Source organism: Niveibacterium umoris, assembly GCF_014197015.1.
GTDB classification, from domain to species: domain Bacteria; phylum Pseudomonadota; class Gammaproteobacteria; order Burkholderiales; family Rhodocyclaceae; genus Niveibacterium; species Niveibacterium umoris.
Map to the genome: position 1 here is coordinate 1,333,832 of NZ_JACIET010000001.1, position 25,669 is coordinate 1,359,500.

Genomic DNA, 25,669 nt, shown 5'->3' on the forward strand with positions numbered 1-25,669 from the left:
GCGCCCTGCGCGCAGAATGGTCTTGAACCCCGTTTCGGGAAAAGGCCATGGGCGCAATCGACACTGCCCGACTTCACAAGCTGGAGCGCCTCTTGAGACTGGCGCGAGATCTGATGCAGGCCTCCGGCCAGATCGCCGCACTGGACTTGGTGGGTGAAGCCATCCACGAACTGCTGCAAGCCAGCCGCAGCTTGCTTGCGGTACCGGTCGCAGACAGCATGGTCTTACAAGGTTTCGATGCGTACGGCCGATTGACGGCCGAAGGCAGCGACCCACTGCTGCTGCACTTCGCGCGGCGCGCTACGAAGCACGGCCGCCCACTCTCAGTCACCGCGCTTGATCGTGATGCCCTGGCATGTGCTGGATCATCCGAATGGGCGCCTGATTCCGCACTCTCCGCCGTGCCGTTTCCCGGTATCGGACAGAGCGGCGCACTCTGCCTCATCTGGCGCGACGCGCGTGCCATGCGAGACGGCGACATCCCGTTGATCCGGCACATCGGCCAGTTGGCCACCGCCGCATTGGTCAACGCCAAACTTCGAGAAGGGCTGGAACAGCGCATCAAGGCCGACAGCGAGTCATCCGAGCGCACACATCATGCGCACGCCGAAGAAATCACCCGCCACAATCAGACTGAGCGCGAGCTCCATCGCCTGTCCGTCACGGACATCATGACCGGCCTGCTCAACCGCCGCGGCTTCGAGTTCTACGCTTCACAGAGTCTGAGCATCGCGCGCGAACAGTACCTTCAAGGACTACTGCTGTTCGCCGACATCAACGATCTGAAGCGAGTCAATGACGCGTACGGCCATGAACGGGGCGACGAACTGATTCAGGACTGTGCCGGCGTCCTGCGCGACGCGTTTCGCAAGAGCGACGTGGTCGCCCGACTGGGCGGCGACGAATTTGCGGTCTTCAGCGTCGATGCCGAATCCCCCGACGCGGTGCAGCAGCGTGTTGATCAACGCCTCAAGGCGTTCGCGGAAACGCATGCGCGGCCCTACCCGATTTCGATGAGTATCGGTGTACTGGAATGCCCATCGAGCAGCGATGAATCGCTCACTCAGATGCTGGCACAGGCCGATCGTCTGATGTACACCCAGAAACGCTCATCTGCACCGCGACGGGCCACCAATGTGCAGCAATGAACGTCGCAGCCAGGCCGCTGTTTGACCCATCAGCGCTGGATGAAGCGCACCGGAACGCCGCTGCATGGCGACAACACGCACTGGCCACCACTGGTTACGCGGCACAAAGAGCCGTCTCGCGGCCTTGCTGGGCAAGACACGGCGCGTCGTGATGCATGACCGGTGCCGCCCGCCGCCGCGGTCGCCATCCGGTGGCGCCACACCAACGACCGCGTACTGCGCGTCAGCGATGCACGCTCAGCGTCGCAAGCGCGCTTTGCATCGAATGGACGATTCGAAGTAGTTCAGGCGCGACGCTATCTTCCTTGCCAGCAAGGCTGGCGAGCGCGTCGACCTTGACGCTCAATTCGCGCAGCGCTTCTTGCTCCGCCTCGAATCGGCTTTCCTCGAACAAGGGCTTCCACGCCGGATGACGGCTGCCTGTCGGCTTTTCGAACTGGACACGACGCCCGGCGCCGGTCCACACCCATGCGACCGGCGCTGACCTAGCCATGATCCACCTCCTGCAGCAGGGCCTCGCCTGCCCGCAGCGCCTGATCACGCTGGTGCGCCATGGTGGCCGAACTCTCGGAAGTAAGGCGCAGCGCGTCGACGCACTGGCGCAGCACAGCCAGCATCCGCGCAGCATCCGTTAACGTCGCCGGGTGCTCGAAGAGCGGAATGATTTCGCAATCGAAGTCTTCGGCATGGGCAAACGCCTCGCGCTGCACATAGAAGGTACACGTCTCGACGTAGGCTTTGTTGCGTGGAACGAGCTTCCAGGCCGACGGCGCGTACATGCGTGTGGCGGGGTCGCTGGTGGGTGTTTCGTGGCCTTCGTGGGCGAGCACCGTGAATGCGGCGTTCGCTGGTTCGGTTGACCGGCGTTTGGCCAAGGTCTCAGCAGGCTGTTCTGCGCGCCCCTCGCGCCAGGTGTCTTGATGTTCAAACATGGTGCATCCTTGCTCCAAGCTCGGGAAAAGATACGTTCCCGTATCGCCGCCGACGCCCGCTTTTGGCCGGCGCCGGTATGTGGCAGTGCACAAGCAAGGAATGCGCCGCTCTGGCTGCTGCCGCAGCAAATCCAGCAATGAACCCAATTGCCATCGAATCGGTACGATGCGGACACCCGTCTGCCGGCCGCCGCGCAAACCGTTCCGCCAAAAGGAAACGGCCCGTTTTTCTCGAGCCGTTTCGTTCTTTTGACATCCGTGCGAAGCGCTAGGTCTTGTCGCCACCAAACTTCGAGACCAGCAACTGGAGTTTTTGCTGGCGAAGCTCTTCCGCTTTGCGCGCCTTCTCGGCCTCTTCTGCAGCCCTGCGCGCTTCAGCCCGCTTGCGCTGGATTTCGCCGATCTGTTCGCTCGCGTATTTGCGCTGCTGGTCGGTCACCTCGCCCGCGATCGAGCCATCCAGCGCGAATCGTTGAGTCGCCTTCGCCATGTTCCTGTAGTACGGCAGCGATCGCGTGTGGATCAACAGGGCTGTCTTCAAGGCCTTCACCGGAAACTCGGGATGCAAGGCGATAAGCTGTTTGTCGACGCCGATTGCAAGCGGCTGCCACGCGCGAAACACCGGATATCGTTCGCAGATCAGTTTCAGGAGTTCTCGGGGACTGGGCGTTGCAGCGGGGCTATTCATGTGACGGACAGAAATCGAATGGAGGCCGGATTATCGCCCGATAACGGGGTTTCCGATGCACTCGGGCTCGAATCAGCGACCTCGTGTCACGGCGCAGCGCGGTCTGCGCGCAACAAAGGGTCGATATCTCAGGTTCCGTAGTGCGCCTCGACCTGAATGCCGATCTTCTTGAGCATGGGCGTCGGCAGTTCGCCGCCGGCACAGATGATCACGTGTTGATTCGGCAGGGTATGCGTCGTGTCGCCTTGTTTCAGGACCACGTGATCGGCTTCGATCGAAGCGACCTGCGATTCCAACCGTACATCGATGCGCCCTTCTGCTTCCGCAGCGTCGATCAGGGTGCGGTTCTTGGGCTTCACCCGCCCGAAGGCGGAACCGCGATAGGAGAGCGTCACCGTGGTGCCGGGCTCGCGACTCAAGTCCAGTGCGGCTTCCAGCGCACTGTCGCCACCCCCGACGACCAGCACATGAGCACCCCGGTACTGTTCGGGATCGATGAGCCGATACACGACTTTCGCCTGGTCTTCACCCGCAGCGCCGAGCTTGCGGGGTGTGCCGCGGCGCCCGATCGCGAGCAGCACGCTCGCAGCCTGATACGTCGCGCGGTTGGTTCGGATAGTGAATCCGCCGTCCTGCGGGATCAGCTCTTCCATCCGCTCGCCGAACTGGATCTTGGGTTGGAAGCGGTCGAGGATGCCCTGCCAGATTTCCATCAGCGCCTCTTTGCTCACTTCCCGCACCTTGATTTGCCCGACCAGCGGCAGTTGCATCGGCGCGGTCATCACCAGTTTGTTGCGCGGGTAGTGGTAGGTCGTGCCCCCCAACGAATCCTCCTGTTCGATGGTGACGTAGCGCAGCTTGAGCTCCTCGGCGGCCAGCGAAGCGGAGATACCGGCCGGGCCGGCTCCGATGATGACCAGATCGAGCGCGTTGGCGCCGCGGGGGCGTTTCGAGATCGTTCCGACCGCAGCCGAACCTTGCCGCACGGCGTTGCGGATCAGCCCCATGCCGCCCAGTTCGCCGGCGATGAAGATGCCTGGCACGTTGGTTTCGAAGTCCGGCTTCACCTGCGGGATCTCGATGCCCCGCTTGGCGGTGCCGAACACGAGACGGATTGCGCCCACCGGACACGCCGGCGCGCAGGCGCCATGACCGATGCAGTGGGTCGGGTTGATCAGCACCGCCTTGCCCTTGATGACGCCGAGCGCCTTTTCAGGGCAGGACTTCACGCAGGCGCCAGAGCCCATGCACACCGACAGATCGACCACCGGGTGTAGCGAGGGCGGTTCGGTAAGCCCGGACTCTTCCGCCTCTTTGAGTACTTCGACGGCCTTGACGGTGGTTTTGCGGGCGGCGCGCAGGTGGAAGTAGAGGGCCACCCCAACGAGCAACACCGGGAAGGAATAGAAAATCAGGTCAGTCACGATCCAGGCCAGCCGTCCAGAACATCGATTTGTTTCGAGCCACTTACGCGTACTTGGCCGCAAGGCGCCGTTCGGCGCGCTCGACCATGCACATCGGATCCTCACCAGTGCAGTGCTGCTCGACGAGCACTTCGGCGATGCACGATGCCCCCTGCGCCGAACCTAACCCGTTTGCGCACGCGTCGATGTCGTCCGCGATCTGGCGCGCGCCTTCAAGTGTCGTATTCGGGAGCAGGAGGTAGAAATCGCCGCCACGGGCATGGCACACGGTGTCGGCCGTCCGGACCCGCCGATGCAATTGCGCCGCGAAAGCGACCAAGAGCGCGTCGCCGGGCACGGTGCGCGCAGCGCCGGCGTCCATCAGACGCACGAACAGCATCGTCACCGGCATGTCGTAACGATCCGAAATTGCGGTCAGTTGCGCCAGCTCCGATTCGAACGCCTGCAGTGACGCAACACCGGTTTTCGGATCGTGCATGCCGTCTTCACGTCGCTGCCGCTGTGCTGGCTGCGCCGGGCCAAAGCGTCGGACGCCCCAGCCAGCGGTCAGCGCGATGATGCCGACGAGCAAGCCCAACTGCAGGGCCTCATGCAAACCGTCGATTCCCAATATGCTCAGCACGCCGGTGAACACCAGCGCTCGGATGGATGCGCCCCACAGCGAATAGGTTGAATCGGCGAACCACCACAGTGCGAACGCCGGACTCCAGCGCGCGGCGTGATGGGCGAGGTGCACGGCTTCGTAAGCGCGTCCGCTCGCAAGCCCACCCAAGCAAGACAGCAGCAGCAAGGCCGCGACGGCGTCAACATAGGCGCCCACCAATGTGGGGGCGGATGGCGCCTGGCGTGCATGCCAGATGCCTGCCAAGGCAATCAGCGCGGACGCCATGAATGGTACGGATGCCGCGGTGCCGCGGGCTTCAGACAGCTCGAATACGGCCGTTAACACCAACGCGTATAGCGGCAAGGTTCGAGACGCCGATGGGTTCGCACTCATACAGCCGGCTCCTGAAAGTGTGCAAGGGGATGGTGAGGCGTCCGGGGTGGTGCAGGCAAGCACTTGTCGCGCGAATGACATGAGGGATATGGGAAAATATCCCAGTGTGATATTTTTCACATTGACGCCGGTCAGCGACGTTTCGAGTCGGCCATTTTCCGGAGCTGCGTGTGGTAGCCGTCCCTCTAGCCGAAAGCTCAAGTTCAAGCAAGGCAAACGCCCCAATGGCGCTGGTCTGGATTGCCGGCGGCGTCTTGTCGGCCCTGCTTGGCTGGCTTGTCTGGCTGGTGGTGGTCGAGCAGGCCTACACCGCCGGCTCTGATCTGGGCTACAACCTGGGCTTGGCGGGCGGCTTGCTGATGCTGAGCCTGTTGCTGTACCCGCTGCGCAAGCGTGTCCGTGCGCTCGAACGACTCGGCGAGATGACCTCGTGGTTCAAGTACCACATGGTGGCCGGGGTGCTTGGGCCGCTGCTGATCATGTTCCATTCGACCTTCCAGACGCATTCGATGAACGGCCGTGTCGCGCTGTACTCCATGCTGCTGGTCATGATCAGCGGGCTGGTCGGCCGCTTCGTCTATCGCCACGTTCACCGCGGCCTGTACGGCAAGCGCCTGACGCTGGAAGACGTGGAACGTGAGCTGAACAAGTCGAACGACAACATGCGCTCGGTGTTTGTCATGCGGCCGGATATCGAAGTCCGCCTGCAGGCCTTTCGCCGCGAGGCCAATGCGCCCAACCGCAGCGCCCTTCAGAAGACCTGGCAGTTTGTGACGCTGCGACATCGCGGCCGGGTGATCGCGCGCAGCGTGTGCGCCGACGCACGCAAGGCATTGCGCAAGCAGGCAAAGACCGACGCAAAGGCTGAGGGCGAGGTCAACCGGATGGCGGTGCGCCTCAATTACCTGCTGGCGAAACAGGGTATCGAGGCCTACGTCGAAGCCATCGTCGACGCGGTGCAGCTCTCGGTATGGGAGAAGCTGTTCTCGCTGTGGCATCTGGTGCACGTGCCCTTTTTGTACCTGCTTCTGGTCAGCGGCATCGTCCACGTGATCGCCGTGCACATGTACTGACATGCGGGCGCTGCTGCTTCTTTTCGCGCTATGGCTGTGTGGTGCGGCCCATGCGGAGTCGATCGAAAAGGCGATCATGCCGGGCGAGCTCGCCAAGGCGCACGCCAAGATCGAGGAAGAATGCAGCAAGTGCCATCAGCGCTTTGACCGCTCGGCGCAAGACAGGCTTTGTCAGGACTGCCACAAGGACATCCGCAAGGACATCGCGGGCAGGCAAGGCTTCCACGGTCACCTCGACAACACGACCTGTCGCACGTGCCACACCGACCACAAGGGCCGGGGCGCGTCGCTGATTGTCATCGACACCAAGAAGTTTGATCACGCCAAGACCGGCTTCCAGCTCAAGGGCAAGCACGCGGATATCGCAACCAAATGCGCGAGTTGCCATGTGGCCGGCAAGAAGTATCGCGATGCCGACACCGCGTGCGCGAGCTGCCACCGCAAGGACGACGTGCATAAGACCCGCCTCGGTGAGGACTGCCAGCGCTGCCACACGGAAAAGAACTGGAAGGAAACCAGCTTCGACCACGAGAAGACGAAGTTCTCACTGGTGGGCGGCAAGCATGCTGAGGTGAAGTGCAAGTCATGCCACGTCGATCAGACCTTCAAGGGCGCAGAGACGCAGTGCAACGCCTGCCACAAGAAGACCGACGACGAAAAGGGCCACAAGGGCCGTTTTGGCACGAAGTGCGAGACCTGCCACACCGATCGCGGCTGGAAAGACATCAAGTTCGACCACGACACCGACACGCACTACCTGCTGAAAGGCAAGCACCGCGCGGCCAAGTGTGTGAGCTGCCACCTGCCCGAGAAAGGCTCGCTCTACCAGCAGAAACTGCCGACCAAGTGCGTGGCCTGCCACAAGGCGGACGACGACGAAAAGGGGCACAAGGGCAAGCTCGGCGACAAGTGCGAGAGCTGCCATAACGAACGCGGCTGGAAGACCGGCACCTTCGATCACGACACGACGCACTTCCCGCTGCGCGGCGGGCATCGCGAAACGAAATGCGAGGCGTGTCACATCGGCGGGGTGTCGGGGAACAAGGCCAACGTCAAACTCGACACCGCGTGCGTCAGCTGTCACCGCAAGGACGACCAGAGCAAGGGCCACAAGGGCCGCTATGGTGACCGTTGCGAGACCTGCCACGCCGACACCAAGTGGAAGGACGCCCGCTTCGATCACAGCAAGACGGCCTACCCGCTGCGCGGCAAACACCTTGAGGTGCGCTGCGATGCCTGCCACCTGGTCGACTTCGGCCCCTTGAAGGGCAGCAAGATCCAGCAGACCTGTTTCGCCTGCCACCAGAAGGACGACAAGCACAAGGGCCAGCTCGGCAAGGACTGCGCGAAGTGCCACGACGAACGCCGCTGGCAGGGCACCGCCTTCGATCACGCGCGTTCGCGCTTCCCGCTGGTCGGCAGCCATACCAAGGTGGACTGCGCCAAGTGCCACACCACACCCGCCTTCCGCGACGCGCCAAGCGCGTGCATCGGCTGTCATGAGCGCGACGACGTGCACAAGAAACGCTTCGGTACGCGCTGCGAAACCTGCCACAGCGCGCGCAGCTGGGCGGCTTGGGACTTTGACCATGCGAGCACCGGATTCCTGCTCGATGGCGGACACGCCAAGGTTCAGTGCGACACCTGTCACGAGAAGGAAATGACGGGCAAGGCGACGCGGCGGCCCTGCGTCGCCTGCCACACGCGCGACGACGTTCATGAAGGCGGGTTTGGCGCGCAATGCGATCGCTGCCATGTCACCGCCAACTGGAAACGGCAGAAGCGATGACTGCGCCTCGTATTTGCAGATGGGAAAACCCCCCATTGCTCCGCGGGTTTTCGACTATAGTTTCCGAAAGTCCCTACTCGATAAAGGGACATGTATGACCCACAGAGCAGGAGGGGACGCGTTCGTCCAGACGCCGATGAAGGCATCCACACGCGACAAGCTGTATCGCCAGCCCTTCCAAGCCAAGGTTGTTTCTGCATCACACGCGTTCGCCAGAACGCTCGTTCAGCTGTTCGGTGCCCTCTTGCTGGTGTTTGCCGCGTCGACCGCGCTTGCACAGACGGCGAACTCACCCACGTTCGAGCATGCAAAAACCGGTTTCGCGTTGACCGGACAGCATGCCGTGGTTCGCTGCGAGGCCTGCCACCAGCAGGGGATCTTCAAGGGCACGCCGCGGGATTGTGGCGCCTGCCATCGTGCGGGTTCACGCTATGGCGCAGGTGCCATGCCTTCGACCCACATCCCGACCACGCAGGCATGCGCGACCTGTCACACCACCAACGCATGGAACATCACCACGTTCCGGCACCAGGGTGTGACGACTGGCACCTGTTCGACCTGCCACAACGGCATCTTCGCAAGCGGCAAGCCGCCGAGCCATGTCGTGACGACATCGTCCTGCGATTCCTGTCACAAGATGGCCGCCTGGACACCCGCGGGTTATGACCACGCGCGGGTCGTTCCCGGCACCTGTGAAACCTGCCACAACAACGTGCGGGCACCGGGCAAACCTGCGTCGCACATTCCAGTCACCCAGCCCTGCGACGCCTGCCACACCAACTATGTGGCCTTTTCTCCGGCGCAGATGGATCACAGCACATCGGCCGGCAAGTGCAGCACCTGCCATGGTGGTGCCTTTGTCAGCCAGAACGCGCAGACGAAGCCGGCCACCCACATTCCGACAACGGCGCAGTGCGACACCTGCCACACCTCCACCCGTACCTGGGCCACCGGCAGTTTCGATCACGCCACCGCGAGCCCGCCGGCAGCGGGTCGCTGCTCGACCTGCCACAACGGTACCTCAGCACTCGGCAAACCGACGAACCATGTGCCGACCGCCGGCCAGTGCGATACCTGTCATACGAACTTCAGCAGTTTCGCGCCGGCGAACATGGATCACACCGGCACCACCGGGCAGTGCGCCACCTGCCACAGCGGCGCATTCGGGTTTGCCAATGCCTTGGGCAAGCCGTCGACGCATATTCCGACCACGGCCCAGTGCGACACCTGCCACAAGAGCGGCTTCGTCGCTTTTGCGCCGGCAACAATGGATCACACCGGGTCGGCCGGCAAATGCAGCACCTGCCATGCAGGCGCGTTTGTGAGCCAGAACGCGCAAACGAAGCCGGCAACGCATGTGCCGACCACCGCGCAGTGCGACACCTGCCACAAGTCGACCAGCAGTTGGGCCACGCGGGCACTCGACCATAACAGTCTGACCCCGCCTGCGACCGGTCGCTGTTCGTCCTGCCATAACAGCGTCGCAGCGATCGGCAAACCCAGCAACCACATTCCGACCAGTGCGCAGTGCGACACCTGCCACACGAACTTCGTGGCCTTTGCGCCGGCCGCGATGAACCACGCCGGTACGGCCGGACGCTGCTCGACCTGCCACAACGGCTCCTACGCCTTCGCGAATGCCCTTGCGCGACCGACCGGGCACATCCCGTCGCTGTCGCAGTGCGACACCTGCCATGTGAACGGCTTCACCAGTTGGAACCCGGCCACGATGAACCACGCGGGCCTGGCAAACCAGTGTTCGACATGCCACAACGGAGCCTTCGCGTCGCAGAACGCACAGACGAAGCCACCGACCCACACGCCGACGACAGCACAGTGCGACAGCTGCCACAAATCCACAATCAGTTGGGCCACGGCGAAGTTCGACCACGCCAGCGCCTCGCCACCTGCGGTCGGGCGTTGTTCCACCTGCCACAACGGCACCACCGCGCTGGGCAAGCCGACCAACCACATCCCGACCACTGCGCAGTGCGACAGCTGCCACAACACCTTCGTCGCCTTCGCCCCGGCGTTGATGAATCACAGTGGCACCAGCGGACAGTGCACGACCTGCCACGGCGGCGCGTATCGCGCTGTGAATGCAGACGCCAAACCGGCAACCCATATTCCGACCACGCAGTCGTGCGACACCTGCCACAGCACCACCGCGTGGAAGCCGGCGACCTTCGCCCACACGGGGGTGGTGGCCGGTTCGTGCGCCACCTGCCACAACGGCGTGAATGCGATGGGCAAACCGGCCGCGCATATTCCGACGGCCCGTTCGTGCGATGCCTGCCATCTGACCTTCACCGCATTCGCGCCGGCGGTGATGGACCACACAGGCCTTTCGAGCCAGTGCTCGACATGCCACAACGGCAGCTACCTCGCGCAAAACGCGCAGACCAAGCCGACGACGCACATCGCAACGACAGCGCAATGCGACAGCTGCCACAGCTCGACGACAACCTGGGCTACTGCAACGTTCAATCACGCCACCGCTTCGCCGCCGGCGGCTGGCCGCTGCTCGGCATGCCACAACGGCACCGCTGCCTTGGGCAAGCCCACAAACCACGTTCCAACCACCGCGCAGTGCGACACCTGCCACACCAATTTCACGGCCTTTGCGCCCGCGTCGATGAACCATGCCGGAACGGCTGGCGCGTGTGCCACGTGCCACAACGGCACCTACACGTTTGCCAACGCGCTCGCCAAGTCTTCGACCCACATCCCGGTGACTTCGCAGTGCGATCTGTGCCACACCAACGGCTTCATCGCCTGGGCGCCATCGAACATGAACCACACCGGACTCGCCGGCCAGTGTTCGACCTGCCACAGCGGCGCCTACACATCTCAGAACGCGCAGACCAAGCCGCCCACCCACACGCCAACAACGGCACAGTGCGATAGCTGCCACAAGTCGACGGTAAGCTGGGCGACGGCGTCCTTCGACCATTCAACGGCTGTTCCAGCCGTTGCGGGACGTTGCGCCACTTGCCATAACGGCACCAGTGCCCTTGGCAAACCCGGCACACACATCCCGACCACGGCGCAGTGCGACACCTGCCACCTCAATTTTGTCGGGTTCGCGCCTGCGGTGATGAACCACAGTGGCACTACAGGCCAGTGCGCGACCTGCCACGGCGGCGGCTACACCAGCGTCAATGCGCAAACCAAGCCCGCAACGCACATCCCGACCACGCAGTCCTGCGATACCTGTCACGGCACCGCGGCCTGGAAGCCGGCGAGCTATGCGCACACCGGCGTCGCGCCGGGAACTTGCTCGACCTGTCACAACGGCACCAACGCGATGGGCAAGCCGGCCAAACACATACCGACCACGTCGCAGTGCGACACCTGCCACAAGAATTACACGGCCTTTGCTCCGGCCTCTATGAATCACGCCGGCCTGGCCGGGCAGTGTTCAACCTGCCACAACGGCAGTTACCTGGCGCAGAACGCACAGACCAAGCCGGCAACGCACATTGCGACAACTGCGCAATGCGACAGCTGCCACAACTCGACCACCACCTGGGCCACTGCAACGTTCAATCACGCCACCGCCTCGCCACCGGCGGCGGGCCGCTGCTCGGCCTGCCACAACGGCACGGCCGCATTGGGCAAGCCGACCAACCATGTGCCAACCACAGCGCAGTGCGATACCTGCCACAAGAACTACACCGCCTTCGCGCCTGCGACGATGAGCCATACCGGTACGACCGGTGCCTGTGCCACGTGCCACAACGGCACCTATACCTACGCCAATGCGCAGGCCAAGACGGCGACGCACATCCCGACCACGCAGTCGTGCGATGTGTGTCACGGCACGACCGCCTGGAAGCCAACCAGCTTCACGCACACCGGCGTCACACCGGGCTCTTGCGCCACCTGCCATAACGGGACGAATGCCACCGGCAAACCGTCGCTGCATATTCCAACGACGGCGGCCTGCGATGTCTGCCACAAGACGGCAAGCTGGCTGCCGCTGATCCTGCCCTACAGCCACACCGGTGTTGTCGCGGGCAGTTGTGCGAACTGCCATACCTCGGCCTATCCGAGCATGGACTTCAAACCCAGCAGCCATTTGCCGACGTCAGCGGCCTGCGATGCGTGCCACACGAAGACCGCCTGGCTTCCGCCAACCGCCTACTCACACTCGGGCGTCGCGGCCGGAACGTGTTCGACCTGTCACGGTGGCGCCTACACCAGCATCACGGTGAAACCGTCGAATCACATCCCCACCACCAGCTGGCCCTCGTGCGATGCCTGCCACAAGAGCTACACCTCTTTTGTCGGCGCGAAGATCCACAGGACGGCGTTCACCTCGGTTACGGCCTACCCGGGAACCTGTCTGAGCTGTCATCAGGTTGGTAACCCCTACGGTCTGAGCACTCGAACCTCCGAGCATGCAAAACCGACTTGGAAGAATTTCAGGGGCGCGGTTCAGAGCGGGCTGACCAGCTGTGATGCCTCGAATTGCCATACCAGCGTGACGAAGTGGAATTGATGGCATGACGTCAAGAAGCCGATACGAACTGTCAGCGACGCGCCCTGAACGCACGTACCCTGTGCCGTTTCCCGGCGTCTTTGCGGTGTTGATGCGGGTGCTTGTGTGTGCGTGCTTCGCCGCCTTTAGCCAGTTCGCATGCGCGCAGGTGATCGACCGCATCGACATCAACCGCGACGGCACCGAGGCCGAGACGGTGATCCGCTTTGCCAGCCGGATCCAGTACATCCGCCACGCGCCACCCAACAGCGGCCAGGTGCTGCGCGTCTTCATCCGGCTGATCAATCCGGCGCTGGACGAGGCGGACATGGTGCCGGAGACGGTTCAGTCGCCCAAGACGGACATGGTTCCCTCATTCTCGGTGACCTATCCGGAAATGAGCGGCAGCGTGTTGATTTCCTACCCGAAGCCGATGACCTACACGGTGCGTCAAGGCGCCGACGGTCGCAGCATCGTGATCCGCACGCCGCTCGAGCGCGACGCGCGTGACTTCGAAGTGTCGGTGACGCCCACCGCGGCGCCGTCGAAGAAGGCTGCGGTGCCGGCGAGCGCCACGCCTTCCGCCGCGCCGGGCGTCGCAGCTGCTGCCGCCACGGGTGTGGTTGCCGCGACGACGGTAGCGCCCCCCCCCGCCGCAACGGCTGCGCCCAAACCGGCGTCGCGGCCCGCGGCAGCCGCGCCGCCCGCGCCAGCCACGACCAAACCCGCACCGGTGGCGCCCGCTTCACCTGCACCTGCAGCACAAACGGCGCCAGCACCGGCAGCCGCTGCGTCACCGGCACCCCAGCAACAGGATCCCCAGAGCGACGAACCGGCACAGGTCTCGCCGCAAGACATTGAAACCCTCGCGCAGGAACAGTTCGCCAAGGCGCAGGGAGCGATCTCCAACCGCCAGTGGGGCGTCGCGGTCGCTGCGCTGAATCGTGTGCTGAGCCTGCCGGCAAACAAACACACCGAAGAGTCGCAGGCGCTGATCGGCAACGTGCGCGAGCAGAGCGGCGACCCGGGCAAGGCGCGGGCCGAATACCAGCTCTACCTCAAGCTTTACCCGCAGGGTCCGCACGCGGCCGATGTACAGGCGCGCCTTGCTGCCCTTTCCTCGAACGCACCGGTGGTGGCGGGGCGCAGCGCAAGTGGCGCAGCTGCCACCGCCGCCGCGATTGGCGCGGCGGGTGCCGCAGCAAGTTCGAATGCAGCGGAGACGCCCCCGCCGCGCAGCGCATCGCGCCCGCCACGTCCGACGGAATGGACGACCAGCGCGAGTCTTGCGCAGTCCTGGTACCGCGGTAAATCCCACATCGAGACAACGACGCCACCGCCACCGGGCGAGCTCACCTTCGCCAAGGACACCCTGTCGCTGGTCGATCAGGATGCGCTCATCTCCAATGCCAGCTTTACCACCCGGCGACGCGACGAAACCAGCGATACCCGTTTCGTGCTTCGCGATACCGATCAGCGCAACTTCCTGAGCTCTTCCAAGAGCTATAACCGGCTCTACGCGGCCTACGCCGAAAGAACCGACCGACAGGCCGGGTACTTCGTCAGGGCTGGTCGGCAGACCGCGACCGGTGGCGGCGTACTGGAACGTTTCGACGGGCTGCTGGCGGGCTACAACCTGAACAAGTCCTTCCGTGTCGATGCGGTCGCCGGCTCCACCGTCGAGTACTACGTTCCCTATCGCAAGAGCTTTGCGGGCATCAACCTCTCGCTATTAAGCGAGATGGGGCGGCCCAGTGTGAACGGCTACTTCCTCAGGCAGACGCTGGACGGCGCCGTGAACCGGGAGGCGGTCGGTACCGAGCTGCGCTACTTCGACGAACACACCAACGTCTATGGGACCATCGATTACGACGTCGCTTTTGGCAAGCTCAACATCGCGATGCTGCAGGCGAACTACCAGGGCGAAAACGGCAACAGCTTCTACCTGATTGCTGACCGCCGGCAGTCGCCGCCGCTCGGACTGACCAATGCCTTGATCGGCGACCCGACCAACACGGTCGGCTCACTGATCGCGCAATTCGGTGAAGAAGAGGTGCGGCGTCAGGCCGCGGCACTGACAGCCATGTCGACCATGGTTTCGGTCGGCCTGACACGGCAGATTGCCGAGCGCTGGCAACTCGGCGGCGATTACCGGCTTGCGTCGATCGGCTCGACCGAGACTGTGGGTCTGATCCCGGCCCAGCCCGGTACCGGCAACAACCATGTCTTCACGATCCAGGCGATCGGCAGCAACCTGTGGTTCGACAACGCGGTCGGTGTGATCAATGGTAGTTACATCCTTGCGCCGACCTTCGATGGCGTTGCATTGAACCTCAACTACGTGGTGCCGATCGGCGAAACTTGGCGCTTTGATGGCAGCCTGCGTTATTACGGCCAGAAGGACGATTCCGGTGAGCGCCAGCGCCGTCTCGCCCCAGTTCTGAAGGCGTCCTATCGCTGGAAGAACAGCATCAGCAACTGGAACGACTACATCTCGCTGGAAGCCGAAGGCGGGCTGGAGCGCGTTCATGCCGAGGGGCCGCTGCGCACGGAAGACAGCAACCGTTACTATTTCTTCGTTGGCTATCGGTGGGATCTGTAGCCCGGCGAGCTTGATGCGAGGCAGCGCTAACGCGATCCGCTGATTCATGGCCGGGCGATATCGGCAACATCCCGTCAAGCAACTCAATCCCGAACAATTCAACCGAAAGGCGATAAGTGAGCTGGTTCCCTACTGCCGTATGTGCGTTGATGGCACTTGTCGTGGTGTTGCTGTGGGCCGGAATCCTGCCGACGCGCCTTGCGACGAAGTCCTCGGATGGTTCACTCCAGCCAGTCTGGTTCCGCTGGACACCACCAATGCTCGCGCTGGGGCTGCTCGCAAGCTTTGCCCTGTCGATGAAGCCAGCAACCGAACCATCGCTCGCAACACCGCAATTGCCGCCGCCATCCCGCCCCGCGATATGGGGCGCGCCCGCACCTGCCGTTGCCCCCAATCCGACTCAAGGCGCCCAGGCTGGCGGCGATCTGAACGTGATGGTCGAGCGACTTGCCCAGAAGCTTGCCGCGTCACCCGATAACGGACAGGGCTGGCTGTTGATGGCGCGCACGCGCCTTGAACTGCACCAGTACCCAGAGGCAGTCGAGGCTTTCGGCAAGGCTGCCGCGCTGTTGCCACCCGATCCCAGCCTTCTCGCCGACTGGGCCGACGCGCAAGTCATCGCGAATTCCGGGAAATGGGATTCACACAGCCGGGACATCGTTCAGCGCGCCCTCAAGCTTGATTCCGCGCATCTCAAATCGCTGATGCTCGCTGGAAGTGAAGCCTTCGCGCGTAGCGCCGAAAAGGAAGCGGTCAGCTACTGGAAACGCGCTCGTGAGGCCGCGCAACCGGGATCGATGGAAGCAAAACTCGCGGAGACGAACATTGCTGAAGCCCAGACACGATTGAAATCGCGGTAAGCCAACGCAACACCATCGTGGCTGTGCTTGATGGTGGAAGCACGCCTTTTCTGTACCTCCGCGGCGCACCCCGCGAGGAGGTCGGATGCCGGTCGCAATCGAGCGAAGTCCGCTCGCAGAGTCGACCAACCCCCATACGGCCTGTCGTCCGCCCGTATGCCGAGCAGCCTTGTGTGCGCAGAGAGTCGCCCGAGGTCCATCAACATGAGTCTTGATGCGGAATCACCCGGCCTTCAAAGCAACACCCAGATCAAGCCTGCACGACCGCGTAAACGGACCGAGGGCCTACAAGCAAACGCTTATAGGCCCTCGATTTTATTGGTTGCGGGGACAGGATTTGAACCTGTGACCTTCGGGTTATGAGCCCGACGAGCTGCCAGACTGCTCCACCCCGCGTCAGAGAAGAAAGATTATGGTTTAAAAGAACTGCAATGTCAAGCCAAAATCTGAAATTTGGTGCCGACAGTAGGACTTGAACCCACGACCTTCGGTTTACAAAACCGCTGCTCTACCAACTGAGCTATGCCGGCGACGGAGCCGGCGGATTATACAGATTTGAAGTGCCCGCGCCAGCGCGCTCGTGCTATCTTTTTCCGACGCACACTTTCGCCTTCATGGCAGCACCGGAAAACGCACATCGATGACGCGCCAGGCACTACGAGTCTTGCTGGTTGAAGACAATGAAGACGACGCGATCCTGCTGGTATCGCGCTTGCGCCGTGCCGGCTACGAGGTGATGTCGGAGCGCGTCGACACGCCACAGTCGCTCGATGCCGCGCTCACGCGTGGCGGCTGGGACCTGATTCTGTCCGACTACAAGATCCCCGGTTTTTCGGGGATTGCAGCGCTCGAGCTGGTGCAGTCGCGCAAGATCGATGTGCCCTTCTTCATCATATCGGGAACAATCGACGATGAAACCGCGTCGGCCGTCATGCGCGCCGGCGCGCAGGACTATCTGAGCAAGGATCGCCTTGACCGCCTGATCCCCGCGGTGGAGCGGGAACTGCGCGAGGCGCGCATGCGTACCGAACGCTTGGCCGCGATCGAGGCAGCGCGTGACCATGAGGCCCGCCTTGCGGCGCTTGCGGCAAACATTCCCGGCGCGGCATTTCAGTTGCGACGCGCAACGAGCGGTGCGATCGAGATTGACTATCTGAGCGAAGGCGCCCTGCTGCTCTTCGAGGTTCCCCTCGACGAATTGCTCGGCGAAGGCGAACGCCTGCTCGGCATGATCCTTCCGGACGATCGCACGCGCTTTGATAACAAGCTCACGGACTGTTCGGAACGTTCGGCCACCTTGAACTGGGAGGGTCGCATCCGCGTGCCGGGTCGCGACACGAAGTGGATCAACGTTCGCGCAACACCGACCGCGCTGGCCGACGGCACCACACGCTGGGAAGGCGTGATGTGGAACATCACGCTCAGCAAACAAGCGCAGGCCGAGCTGTCGGAATCCCGCGCGCAACTGGCGGAACTCTCGAACCACCTGCAAAGCGTCAAGGAAGACGAACGCGAGCGCATCGCCCGCGACATCCACGACGTGCTGGGCGGGCTGCTGGTGGGGATCAAGATCGAGCTCTCGCTGCTCGCCACACGCCTGGAAGCCGACCCGGCACACGGCGCACGCGCCAAACGCATCGCCGATCTGGTCGACGATGCCATCACTACAGCGGGCCGCGTCGCGCGTGAGCTGCGCCCCGGCATCCTGAAGGAATTCGGCCTCGCCGCCGCGATCGAAAGCCACGCGGAAGACTTCGCGCAACGCACCGGGCTGAAGTGCAATGTATTGTGTGCCGACCACGACATCGAATGCGCAGAGGAAGCGGAAATCGCGATCTTCCGGATATTCCAGGAATCCCTGACCAATATCGCCAAGCACGCGCGCGCCAAGGAAGTGACGGTGCGCCTGATGCAGGAAGGTGACGAGGTCGTACTGCAAGTCACCGATGACGGCGTAGGCATTCGCAGCGCCGATCTCGCCAAACCCCGCTCTTTCGGCCTGCGCGGCATGCGGGAACGCGTGGCGAGCCTTGGCGGCAGTGTCGATATCACTGCTGTGCCCCCCCACGGTACGCAAATACTGCTGCGCGCCCCGATTGCCCAACCGACCCACCTGCCCCCCTCACTGGAAAGCACCCGAGGCTGACGATGAACGCTCCGACAATCCGCGTACTCATTGCAGACGACCACGCTATCGTGCGCCAGGGCCTGCGGGCGATTCTTTCCGACACCAGCGACATGGTGGTCGCCGGCGAAGCCGAGAACGGCATCCGCGCGCTGCAATTGCTCCGCGACGGCAGTTGGGATGTGGTGCTGATGGATGTGAACATGCCCGACCGCAACGGCATCGACACCCTGAAACTGGTGAAGAAGGAATTCCCCAAACTGCCGGTGCTGATGCTTTCCATGCATCCTGAGGAGCAGTACGCCGTGCGCGCCTTGAAGGCCGGCGCCTCAGGCTACCTGTCCAAACAGAGCGCACCGGAACAACTGGTGCTGGCGATCCGCCAGGTGGCATCCGGCAAGAAATACGTCAGCGCCGAGGTGGCGGAACAGTTGGCAACCGCCATAACCGAAGACGATCGCGCACCACACGAAAGGCTCTCCGATCGCGAATACCAGACGCTGTGCATGATCGCGTCCGGCAAGACGCTGACGCAGATTGGCGAGGAACTCAATCTCAGCGTCAAGACGGTGTCGGTGTATCGCGCCCGCTTGCTTGAGAAGATGAAGCTCAAGAACAACGCGGAACTGACGCATTACGGCCTCAAGCACGGTCTGGTCGAATAGACGGCGCTCAAGATGGGCGAGCGAATGCCGTAGGCAATCCTGTACCGCGAATCCATCCGGGTAAGCCATGAACCAGCCCACGCAAAGTCCGTCCGACATCGCCCGCGAGGTGCTCAAGCGCCTCGCCGTCAGCCGTGTTCCGCCGACGCCGGACAATTTCCGCTCGATCTACCACCAGATCGCCGGAACGCAGCCGGAAGAGACCTTCCCCACGCGTGAGTTCAAGAGCTTCTCGGCCGAACTGCCACGCGATCGGCCGGAGCAACTGCGGCTCGCCAGGCGTTTTGAAGGCGCGGTCGCGGAAGGCAACTGGGAGAGCTTCCACACGCGGATGCTGCAGTTGTTCCAGGAGATCACCGAAGAAACGCTGCCCTGGGGCAGCCTGATCCGCGATCTGCTCGCGCAACTGGAGCGGCGCCACGCCAACCTCACCCCAAAACGCAAGGCCGAAGCGCTCGACCACGTGCTCGGCGCCAGCCAGGCTGATCCGCAACAACTCTTCAACCGGCTGCAGGGCCTGATTCGCGGTTGGGCCGGCGAGGCAACGGCCGAAACCATCGTGCTGGTCGACACGCCACCTGACGCAGCCGAAACAACGGCTGTGGGGGCACCCGCCCCCGCTACATCGGAAGCCGAGGCCGCGCCGGTGAGCAGCGCGCGCAGCGAGGCAAGCCCGCTGAAAGGTTCGATCAGCGACAGTCTCGAAGTCCGCTCGCTGATCGCCCAGGTGCTCGAAGAAGCCATCGGCGGCCTGCTGATCGAGACGCCCGAGCTGAGCACGCTCGCGACGCAACTCGCCAATGAATTGCGCCAACCGAGCGCCCGCTTCGACACCGCCGGCTTCACCGAGCGCCTGCGCGGCTTCGCCTATAAGGTCGAATGGGTGGTGCGCGATCAGGCAGGTATCCGTCAGGCGCTGCTGCGCCTGTTGCAGTTGATCATCGAGAACATCAGCGACCTGGTCGCGGACGACAGCTGGGTGCATGGCCAGGTGGAAGGCGTGCTCAAGGTCACCGCAGGCCCGCTCGACCGCGACGCCATCGACGAGCTCGGCAAGCGCCTGCGCGACGTAATCCTCAAACAGGGCGTTCTCAAGAAAAGTCTGGTCGACGCGCAGGAGCGCCTCAAGGCGATGCTGTCGGGATTTGTCGATCACCTGTCGGATTTCTACGCGACCACCGGCGGCTATCGCGACCGCATGGAGCACTGCGCAGAGCAGGTCGCGCAGGCGCAGTCGATCGGCGAACTCGCCTCGGTGGTGGACGAGATCATCCAGGAGACGCGCAACATCCAGATCCGCGCCGAAAACTCGCAGAGCGAACTCAACACGCTCAAGCAGAAAGCCGACGCGGCCAATGCCGAGGTGCAGCGGCTGCAGAAGGAACTCGACGATGCTAGTGATCTGGTGAGGCACGACCCGCTCACTGGCGCGCTGAACCGCAAGGGTCTCGACGAGACGCTGGACCGTGAAGTCGGCCGCGCTGAACGCAGTGGCAAGCCCCTGTGTCTGGCGCTGATCGACGTGGACAATTTCAAGCAGCTGAACGACTCGCTCGGGCACACGGCCGGCGACGAAGCCCTGGTGCACCTTGCGCGGGTCATTGGCGACACGATCCGTCCGCAAGACTCGGTGGCCCGTTACGGTGGCGAGGAATTCATCGTCGTCTTGCCCGACACTGATCTCGAATCCGCGGTGGGCGTCATCCAGCGACTGCAGCGCGAACTGACCAAACGCTTCTTCCTGCACGACAACAGCAAGCGTCTGATCACCTTCAGCGCCGGCGTCAGCCAGCTCGATCCCAAGCAACCCGCAAAACGGACGATCGATCGCGCGGACGAAGCCATGTACCGCGCCAAACGCGCCGGCAAGAACCGGGTGGAGGCGGCGCGTTAGCGCATTCGCCTGTCGACGACAGGTTTTTCGCGCGCCGCGTGTTCAGTCCAGCAGGTCCCAGCTCACCGGCGTGCCGCGCGGAATGTCGCGCGCTGCGCGCCGGCCCAGTACCTGCGGCAGATGGCCCGGCAGCAGACCGAGCCCTGGCCGGATCGCGCGCACCGTCGCCGCGGTCAGACGTTCGCCTGCCGCCACATCCTCGACCACATACAGACTGCGGCGGAACTTCACCGAATCGGCCTCACGTTCGCCCGGGCCGTAGTGCACTGCGCCGAGCGAAGCCCTCGCCCGCTCGCATTCGGCCATCAGCTGACGCACCTCGGCGGGTTCAAGCGAAAACGCGCTATCCACGCCACCTTCCGCGCGCGACAAGGTCACATGCTTCTCGATCACGGTCGCGCCCATGGCCACCGCGGCAATGGCCGCACCGATGCCGAGCGTGTGGTCCGACAGCCCGACCTCGCAGCCAAATGCCTCCCGCATGTGCGGCAGCGTGCGCAGGTGGCTCTCTTCCGGCGGCGCCGGGTAACTGCTGGTGCATTTGAGCAGCACCAGATCGCGACACCCCGCATCGCGGGCCGCCTCAACCGCCTCCCCGATCTCGCGCAGCGTCGCCATGCCGGTGGACATGATGATCGGCTTGCCGGTGGCGGCGACCTTGCGAATCAGCGGCAAATCGACGTTTTCGAACGACGCCACCTTGTAGCAGGGCACGTCGAGCGTTTCGAGAAAGTCGACCGCCGTCGCATCGAAGGGCGTCGAGAATGCCAACATGCCGCGCGAACGTGCCCGTTCGAACAGCGGTTTGTGCCAAGCGCAGGGCGTGTGCGCTTCGTGGTACAGATCGTAAAGCGTGCGGCCCTTCCACAGGTTCTCCGCATCGGTAATCAGGAATTCGCGTTCGGCGATGTCCAGCGTCATCGTGTCCGCGGTGTACGTCTGCAACTTCAGCGCATGCGCACCCGCTTCCGCCATCGCATCGACAATCGCCAGCGCACGATCGAGCGAACCGCCGTGGTTGCCGCTCATCTCGGCGATGAAGAAGGGAGTCGAGTCCAACCCGACCCGGATATGCCCGATCTGAATCATGAAAATGCTCCCGGCGTTGCGATGACGCGGCGTTCCAAGGATCATCTTGCACGCCCGACCGGCGCAAGGTTAGCAATAAATGACGGGGTTTCCCGCGTCTTATCCGCCCACCACTTGCGCACCGTCGCGGCATCATCCACTTCGTAATGCTGCGCCCGGCACACGCTGGCGGCGCACACAGGACACGCGCATGAGCAATCTGGACCAACTCCGACAGACCTTCAGCGACGCGCTGGCGATTCCGCCCGATCAGGTGGTGAACGACCTGCGCTTCAACAGCATCCCGCAGTGGGATTCGGTGGCCCACATGGCACTCGTGGCCGCGATCGAATCTGCCTTCGACATCATGCTCGACACCGACGACGTGATCGACATGTCCAGCTTCGCCAAAGCGCAAGAGATCGTGCGCAAGTACAACGTCGCGCTCTGACTGAATGACGCCCAGGCCACGCACCCTCTTCGTGATCCATCGCTTTGACACCAAGTCGCTGGCGGACTCGGCGGGTGTACTTGAGGTCATGCGGCCGATGCTCGCATCTGGCCTGCTTGGCGAACACCGGCTTGTCTCCCTTGGGTGTGACACGGAGGACTACCGCCGTCTGCTCAAAAAACGGCTCGCCGACGTCGGATCGCAGGCCGACGGCGCTCCTGTCGTGGTGTACGGGGCCGGCGCGCACACCCGGCAGTTCTGGCCCGAGTTGCGGCATCTCAATGTCGTCGCGGTCGCGGACCGGGACGAGACCCTGCATGGCACTCTGTGCGTTGGACTGCCCGTCATCTCTCCGGCGCTGGTGGCAAGCCACGCGCGGCATGTGGTGATATCCAGCCGTGCCTACGAATCAGCCATCGAGCGCGAACTCGGCGCCCTGCACGGTGATGCGATCACCATCCACCCACTTTATGGCAGCAATCCCGACGGCGAACTTCGCCATGTCTGGGAAACGGAGATCCTCGACACGGTAAAGGATTTCCAGCCCGACTTGCTGGTCTACACCCCGGTGCATCCGCACGAGAACCTTCAGCCGTGGCTGTTCGAAGCAGCGCGAAAAGCGCAGCCAGCGCTCAAGATCCTCACGCTGTGGTGGGACTATGACGAAGCCGCGGAGCAGTCGAGCTACCTCGACTACGAACGAGACAGTCTGCTCTGGGCGGATCTCGTGATCGAGAACTCGAACGGAACGCGTCTGCAACGGATGGCGGCAGGCGCTCCGCCCTACGAACACCACCGTCACTGCGAACGCGTGATCTTTCACCCTACGCCGTTCGATCCGGCCCTCTTCTACCCGCAACCGGACGTCCCGCCCCTGTACGACATCGCGCTGTTCGGAAGCTCGGTCGGGCGTCGACGCTTCTGGATCGACGCGCTCAAGGCGCGATACGGCGAGCGTTTTCATCATCTGGGCGGCGTGTACGAACCGAATCGCCCGCCACTGCCTATCGCCGACTATGCCTTCGCGCTACGGCACACCAGGATCTGCATCAACACGCAGACCTACCCGTTCCGCAGCCAGTGCAAGGGCAAGGTCAGGGAAGCTCTCGGCTGCGGCGTGCTGCTGCTTGAAGAAGACAACCCCGAGACGCGACTGCTGCTCGCACCCGGCGAGGGCATTGACTACTTCAGCGACGTCGAAAGCCTGTTCGCGCTGATCGATCGCTATCTGGAGCACGATGACGAACGCCGATCCGTCGTCGAGCGCGGGCAGCAGGTGTGGGCTGAACGGATGAACCCCGGCACCTGGACGGCTAAGGTGCTGGCCCGCCTGGGGTTGAGTGGAGCCAGGCCATGAGCACCGCCATCAAGATCGTCTACGAGAATCACTGGAACTTCGGCATCCACCTGGCTGACACGCTCCCGCTCATCCGCTGCGGGCTGGAACTCGCCGGATTCCGTGCCGACATCGAGAAGCCGCTTTGCCCGGGTACGCTGAACATCGTCGTCGAGAACTTCGACGATAGCTTCGCGGATCGCCTGCTCGCAGCCGCTGACCATGGAACCCGGTTCATCATCGTCGCCACCGAGTTCATGACCGGTACGACTTTCAACGACTTCGGCAAGCCGGAGGATGTCGCGCCCGACAAGCACTACGACAACGTGCGTTACTGGGAATCCCGCTACCGGAACTTCATGCGGGTCGCAGAACGCGCAGTGGCGGTGTGGCACCTCTCCGAACAGCAGGTTGGCGTCTATCAGGCCACCCTTCCCTGCCCGGTCGGATATCTGCCCCACGGCTACGTGGAGGCACTTCGACGTATCGCATTCCGCCCGGATGCGGCGCGGGACATCGACTTCCTCTTCACCGGCACCTTGACCCCGTATCGCAGGGAGATCCTCGACACCCTCGGCCGGCTCGGCTACGAGGTCAAGGCCGCACCGATGCTCACCGCCCATTTCCATCGCGAGGATCTGGTCGCGCGCACTCGCGTCGCGCTGAACCTGCGGCAGCACGCCGGCTGGATGCACCCGTCGAACAACCGCATCCATTACCACCTGAACAATGGCTCGCTGCTTCTGAGCGAGCAGTGTGCCGTAGCGTGCGATCTTGACCCGTTCGTGGCGCGCAGCGACCAGATTGTCGAAGCCGCGGTCGCGACCCTTGAAAGCGGCAGCTTCGGTACTCGCGGCGAGGCGGCACGACAATCGTTCGCCACAGCCCGCCCGATGGGCCCGTTGATGGCAGAACTGGTCAGGCAGACATTGCCGCGAGAACTCGTCGACGCACTTGCCCGGACGATCCAGCACGCAGATCCGGGCGCCCCGCCGTCCAACAGGGAGACGATGCAATGACCCTCGCCAGCCCGGAAGTCCTGGACATCGAGCCGATCCACACCTGCAACCTGCGTTGCAAGATGTGCCATGTCAGCACCGAAACGCTGACGAACGAACGGATCGACATCGATCAACTTGAACGGAGCCTCGACGGCTGGGAAGGCGGATGGGCCTACGTCGGCAGCACCCATGAGCCGATGGCGCATCCGGAGTTCCCGAAACTCATCGAAGTGCTGGCGCGAAAGCGCGCCAGGATCGTGCTGACGACCAACGCGACGCTGGCCAAACCTGCCGCGTTGGAGGCACTCCGGGGCGCGGACGTCCGGAGGCTGTACATCTCCTTTGACGGCGTGACACCCTCGGTGTACGAGTCTGTCAGACGCGGGGCCTCCTTCGACAAGGCACTCGAAGGCGCCATGCGACTCATTGACGCCTGCCGGGACGCGATCATCGCCGTCAACTACACGGTCATGGCCTCGACCCTGGCCGACACGCGTGCGGCTGCGGCGTTCTGGGAAGCGCGGGGAGTGCACGGCGTCGGTTTCATTGTCGCGGTTCGCCGGAGCAACCACCCGGATGCGATCAGCGAGGTGCTTGCTGGCAGGCAGGCCGAGGTGACCTCGGCCATGGAAGATGTGGCCGAAGACATCATCCGCAACGGCCGCGCGATCTTCGCCTCTTCTCCGGTCTTCTCGGAATCCTGGTTCCTTGAGCGCTATGCGGGCTATTGTGACCCACCGGTGGTATTCAGCCATACGGGCGGCAAACGTCCGCTGAATGCGCGTACCGAGATCCTGACTGCCCCGCATCCCGAAATGCCGATCGCATGCAGTGCGCCATTTCGCGGCGCGAAGATCCGGTACAGCGGCGAAGTCGTGGTCTGCGACCGGGTCGTCATCGGCAACATCCACGACGCGCCTCTGCTCGAAATCTGGCGCAGCCCCGCTGCGGAATCGGTGCGGGCAACGGTACCAAGGCCCGGCAACGAACTCTGCGCATCCTGCGACTACTACAGGTTCTGCCTGCGCGCTGCGTCGATCAATCTGAAGGACGAGTCGGCCTACACATCGGAACGGGTTCGGCGTTCGGCTTGAGACCGGGCCTGAACTTGCGTTTCCCGGGGGGGGGGGGGG

The 25,669-nt window shown here is 63.4% G+C and carries 19 protein-coding genes and 2 tRNA genes; 13 read left to right on the forward strand and 8 right to left on the reverse strand.

Annotation, left to right across the window (positions count from 1 at the left end; translation table 11 throughout):
• Window positions 1-113: 113 nt before the first annotated feature.
• Window positions 114-1,148: a GGDEF domain-containing protein gene (locus GGR36_RS05920; protein WP_183632889.1), complete on the forward strand. Its 1,035-nt coding sequence runs from the start codon at window positions 114-116 to the stop codon at window positions 1,146-1,148.
• 223 nt (window positions 1,149-1,371) lie between these two features.
• On the opposite strand, the gene GGR36_RS05925 is transcribed toward GGR36_RS05920, so the two are convergent.
• From GGR36_RS05925 to GGR36_RS05945, 5 genes are all read right to left on the reverse strand, one after another.
• Window positions 1,372-1,641 carry a hypothetical protein gene (locus GGR36_RS05925; protein ID WP_183632929.1) on the reverse strand — a complete coding sequence of 90 codons (270 nt, stop codon included), beginning with the start codon at window positions 1,639-1,641 and terminating at the stop codon, window positions 1,372-1,374.
• On the reverse strand, window positions 1,634-2,080 hold the full coding sequence (locus tag GGR36_RS05930) for a hypothetical protein (RefSeq protein ID WP_183632931.1): 447 nt from the start codon (window positions 2,078-2,080) through the stop codon (window positions 1,634-1,636). The genes GGR36_RS05925 and GGR36_RS05930 overlap by 8 nt, the downstream gene beginning before the upstream one ends.
• 268 nt (window positions 2,081-2,348) lie before the next feature.
• Window positions 2,349-2,768: a ProQ/FINO family protein gene (locus tag GGR36_RS05935; protein ID WP_183632933.1), complete on the reverse strand. Its 420-nt coding sequence runs from the start codon at window positions 2,766-2,768 to the stop codon at window positions 2,349-2,351.
• A 128-nt stretch (window positions 2,769-2,896) separates the two neighbouring features.
• Window positions 2,897-4,192, reverse strand: coding sequence for an NAD(P)-binding domain-containing protein (locus tag GGR36_RS05940; protein WP_183632935.1), 1,296 nt, complete (start codon window positions 4,190-4,192; stop codon window positions 2,897-2,899).
• Between the two features lie 43 nt (window positions 4,193-4,235).
• Entirely contained in the window at window positions 4,236-5,396 is a 1,161-nt protein-coding gene (locus GGR36_RS05945) for a GGDEF domain-containing protein (RefSeq protein ID WP_183632943.1), read from the reverse strand.
• 17 nt (window positions 5,397-5,413) lie between these two features.
• On the opposite strand from GGR36_RS05945, the gene GGR36_RS05950 reads away from it, so the two are divergent.
• From GGR36_RS05950 to GGR36_RS05970, 5 genes are all read left to right on the forward strand, one after another.
• On the forward strand, window positions 5,414-6,262 hold the full coding sequence (locus tag GGR36_RS05950) for a hypothetical protein (RefSeq protein WP_183632945.1): 849 nt from the start codon (window positions 5,414-5,416) through the stop codon (window positions 6,260-6,262).
• A gap of 1 nt (window position 6,263) precedes the next feature.
• Window positions 6,264-8,051, forward strand: coding sequence for a cytochrome C (locus GGR36_RS05955; RefSeq protein ID WP_183632947.1), 1,788 nt, complete (start codon window positions 6,264-6,266; stop codon window positions 8,049-8,051).
• 94 nt (window positions 8,052-8,145) lie between these two features.
• Complete coding sequence (locus tag GGR36_RS05960) at window positions 8,146-12,555, forward strand: cytochrome c3 family protein (RefSeq protein WP_183632949.1); 4,410 nt, start codon at window positions 8,146-8,148, stop codon at window positions 12,553-12,555.
• Between the two features lie 4 nt (window positions 12,556-12,559).
• On the forward strand, window positions 12,560-15,136 hold the full coding sequence (locus GGR36_RS05965) for a tetratricopeptide repeat protein (protein ID WP_183632950.1): 2,577 nt from the start codon (window positions 12,560-12,562) through the stop codon (window positions 15,134-15,136).
• Window positions 15,137-15,252: 116 nt separating this feature from the next.
• The gene (locus GGR36_RS05970) at window positions 15,253-15,996 is read left to right on the forward strand and encodes a tetratricopeptide repeat protein (RefSeq protein ID WP_221229493.1); all 744 of its coding nucleotides are present in this window, start codon (window positions 15,253-15,255) and stop codon (window positions 15,994-15,996) included.
• Window positions 15,997-16,315: 319 nt separating this feature from the next.
• Here the strand turns inward: GGR36_RS05970 and GGR36_RS05975 are convergent.
• Window positions 16,316-16,392: transfer RNA gene (locus tag GGR36_RS05975), tRNA-Met, on the reverse strand.
• 58 nt (window positions 16,393-16,450) lie between these two features.
• A tRNA-Thr gene (locus tag GGR36_RS05980) sits at window positions 16,451-16,526 on the reverse strand.
• 110 nt (window positions 16,527-16,636) lie between these two features.
• On the opposite strand from GGR36_RS05980, the gene GGR36_RS05985 reads away from it, so the two are divergent.
• The 3 genes from GGR36_RS05985 to GGR36_RS05995 all read left to right on the forward strand — a co-directional run bounded on the left by GGR36_RS05985 (window position 16,637) and on the right by GGR36_RS05995 (window position 20,680).
• Window positions 16,637-18,142 (forward strand): hybrid sensor histidine kinase/response regulator, encoded by a 1,506-nt coding sequence (locus tag GGR36_RS05985; RefSeq protein ID WP_183632959.1) that lies wholly within the window; start codon window positions 16,637-16,639, stop codon window positions 18,140-18,142.
• A 2-nt stretch (window positions 18,143-18,144) separates the two neighbouring features.
• The gene (locus tag GGR36_RS05990) at window positions 18,145-18,786 is read left to right on the forward strand and encodes a response regulator (protein ID WP_183632961.1); all 642 of its coding nucleotides are present in this window, start codon (window positions 18,145-18,147) and stop codon (window positions 18,784-18,786) included.
• Window positions 18,787-18,853: 67 nt separating this feature from the next.
• Window positions 18,854-20,680 carry a GGDEF domain-containing protein gene (locus GGR36_RS05995; RefSeq protein ID WP_183632968.1) on the forward strand — a complete coding sequence of 609 codons (1,827 nt, stop codon included), beginning with the start codon at window positions 18,854-18,856 and terminating at the stop codon, window positions 20,678-20,680.
• A 42-nt stretch (window positions 20,681-20,722) separates the two neighbouring features.
• Here the strand turns inward: GGR36_RS05995 and pseI are convergent, their stop codons facing one another.
• Window positions 20,723-21,769, reverse strand: coding sequence for a pseudaminic acid synthase (pseI, locus tag GGR36_RS06000; protein ID WP_183632970.1), 1,047 nt, complete (start codon window positions 21,767-21,769; stop codon window positions 20,723-20,725).
• Window positions 21,770-21,959: 190 nt separating this feature from the next.
• On the opposite strand from pseI, the gene GGR36_RS06005 reads away from it, so the two are divergent.
• Genes GGR36_RS06005 through GGR36_RS06020 form a run of 4 tightly spaced genes read left to right on the forward strand, consistent with a single transcriptional unit; the run spans window position 21,960 to window position 25,630 of the window.
• Complete coding sequence (locus GGR36_RS06005) at window positions 21,960-22,199, forward strand: acyl carrier protein (RefSeq protein WP_183632972.1); 240 nt, start codon at window positions 21,960-21,962, stop codon at window positions 22,197-22,199.
• Window positions 22,200-22,230: 31 nt separating this feature from the next.
• Complete coding sequence (locus tag GGR36_RS22230) at window positions 22,231-23,556, forward strand: glycosyltransferase family protein (RefSeq protein WP_183632974.1); 1,326 nt, start codon at window positions 22,231-22,233, stop codon at window positions 23,554-23,556.
• Window positions 23,553-24,554 (forward strand): hypothetical protein, encoded by a 1,002-nt coding sequence (locus GGR36_RS06015; RefSeq protein ID WP_183632976.1) that lies wholly within the window; start codon window positions 23,553-23,555, stop codon window positions 24,552-24,554. Before GGR36_RS22230 ends, GGR36_RS06015 begins: the two co-directional genes overlap by 4 nt.
• Window positions 24,551-25,630 carry a radical SAM protein gene (locus GGR36_RS06020; protein ID WP_183632978.1) on the forward strand — a complete coding sequence of 360 codons (1,080 nt, stop codon included), beginning with the start codon at window positions 24,551-24,553 and terminating at the stop codon, window positions 25,628-25,630. The genes GGR36_RS06015 and GGR36_RS06020 overlap by 4 nt, the downstream gene beginning before the upstream one ends.
• Window positions 25,631-25,669 lie beyond the last annotated feature (39 nt).

Excerpts from the sequence above, each read along its gene's own strand:
- GGR36_RS05985 (WP_183632959.1), top strand. The coding sequence starts at position 16,637 with ATGACGCGCCAGGCACTACGAGTCTTGCTGGTTGAAGACAATGAAGAC.
- pseI (WP_183632970.1), bottom strand. The coding sequence starts at position 21,769 with ATGATTCAGATCGGGCATATCCGGGTCGGGTTGGACTCGACTCCCTTC.
- GGR36_RS05950 (WP_183632945.1), top strand. The coding sequence starts at position 5,414 with ATGGCGCTGGTCTGGATTGCCGGCGGCGTCTTGTCGGCCCTGCTTGGC.
- GGR36_RS05935 (WP_183632933.1), bottom strand. The coding sequence starts at position 2,768 with ATGAATAGCCCCGCTGCAACGCCCAGTCCCCGAGAACTCCTGAAACTG.
- GGR36_RS05955 (WP_183632947.1), top strand. The coding sequence starts at position 6,264 with ATGCGGGCGCTGCTGCTTCTTTTCGCGCTATGGCTGTGTGGTGCGGCC.
- GGR36_RS06015 (WP_183632976.1), top strand. The coding sequence starts at position 23,553 with ATGAGCACCGCCATCAAGATCGTCTACGAGAATCACTGGAACTTCGGC.
- GGR36_RS05995 (WP_183632968.1), top strand. The coding sequence starts at position 18,854 with ATGAACCAGCCCACGCAAAGTCCGTCCGACATCGCCCGCGAGGTGCTC.
- GGR36_RS05930 (WP_183632931.1), bottom strand. The coding sequence starts at position 2,080 with ATGTTTGAACATCAAGACACCTGGCGCGAGGGGCGCGCAGAACAGCCT.
- GGR36_RS06005 (WP_183632972.1), top strand. The coding sequence starts at position 21,960 with ATGAGCAATCTGGACCAACTCCGACAGACCTTCAGCGACGCGCTGGCG.
- GGR36_RS05965 (WP_183632950.1), top strand. The coding sequence starts at position 12,560 with ATGACGTCAAGAAGCCGATACGAACTGTCAGCGACGCGCCCTGAACGC.
- GGR36_RS06020 (WP_183632978.1), top strand. The coding sequence starts at position 24,551 with ATGACCCTCGCCAGCCCGGAAGTCCTGGACATCGAGCCGATCCACACC.
- GGR36_RS05925 (WP_183632929.1), bottom strand. The coding sequence starts at position 1,641 with ATGGCTAGGTCAGCGCCGGTCGCATGGGTGTGGACCGGCGCCGGGCGT.
- GGR36_RS05960 (WP_183632949.1), top strand. The coding sequence starts at position 8,146 with ATGACCCACAGAGCAGGAGGGGACGCGTTCGTCCAGACGCCGATGAAG.
- GGR36_RS05920 (WP_183632889.1), top strand. The coding sequence starts at position 114 with ATGCAGGCCTCCGGCCAGATCGCCGCACTGGACTTGGTGGGTGAAGCC.
- GGR36_RS05990 (WP_183632961.1), top strand. The coding sequence starts at position 18,145 with ATGAACGCTCCGACAATCCGCGTACTCATTGCAGACGACCACGCTATC.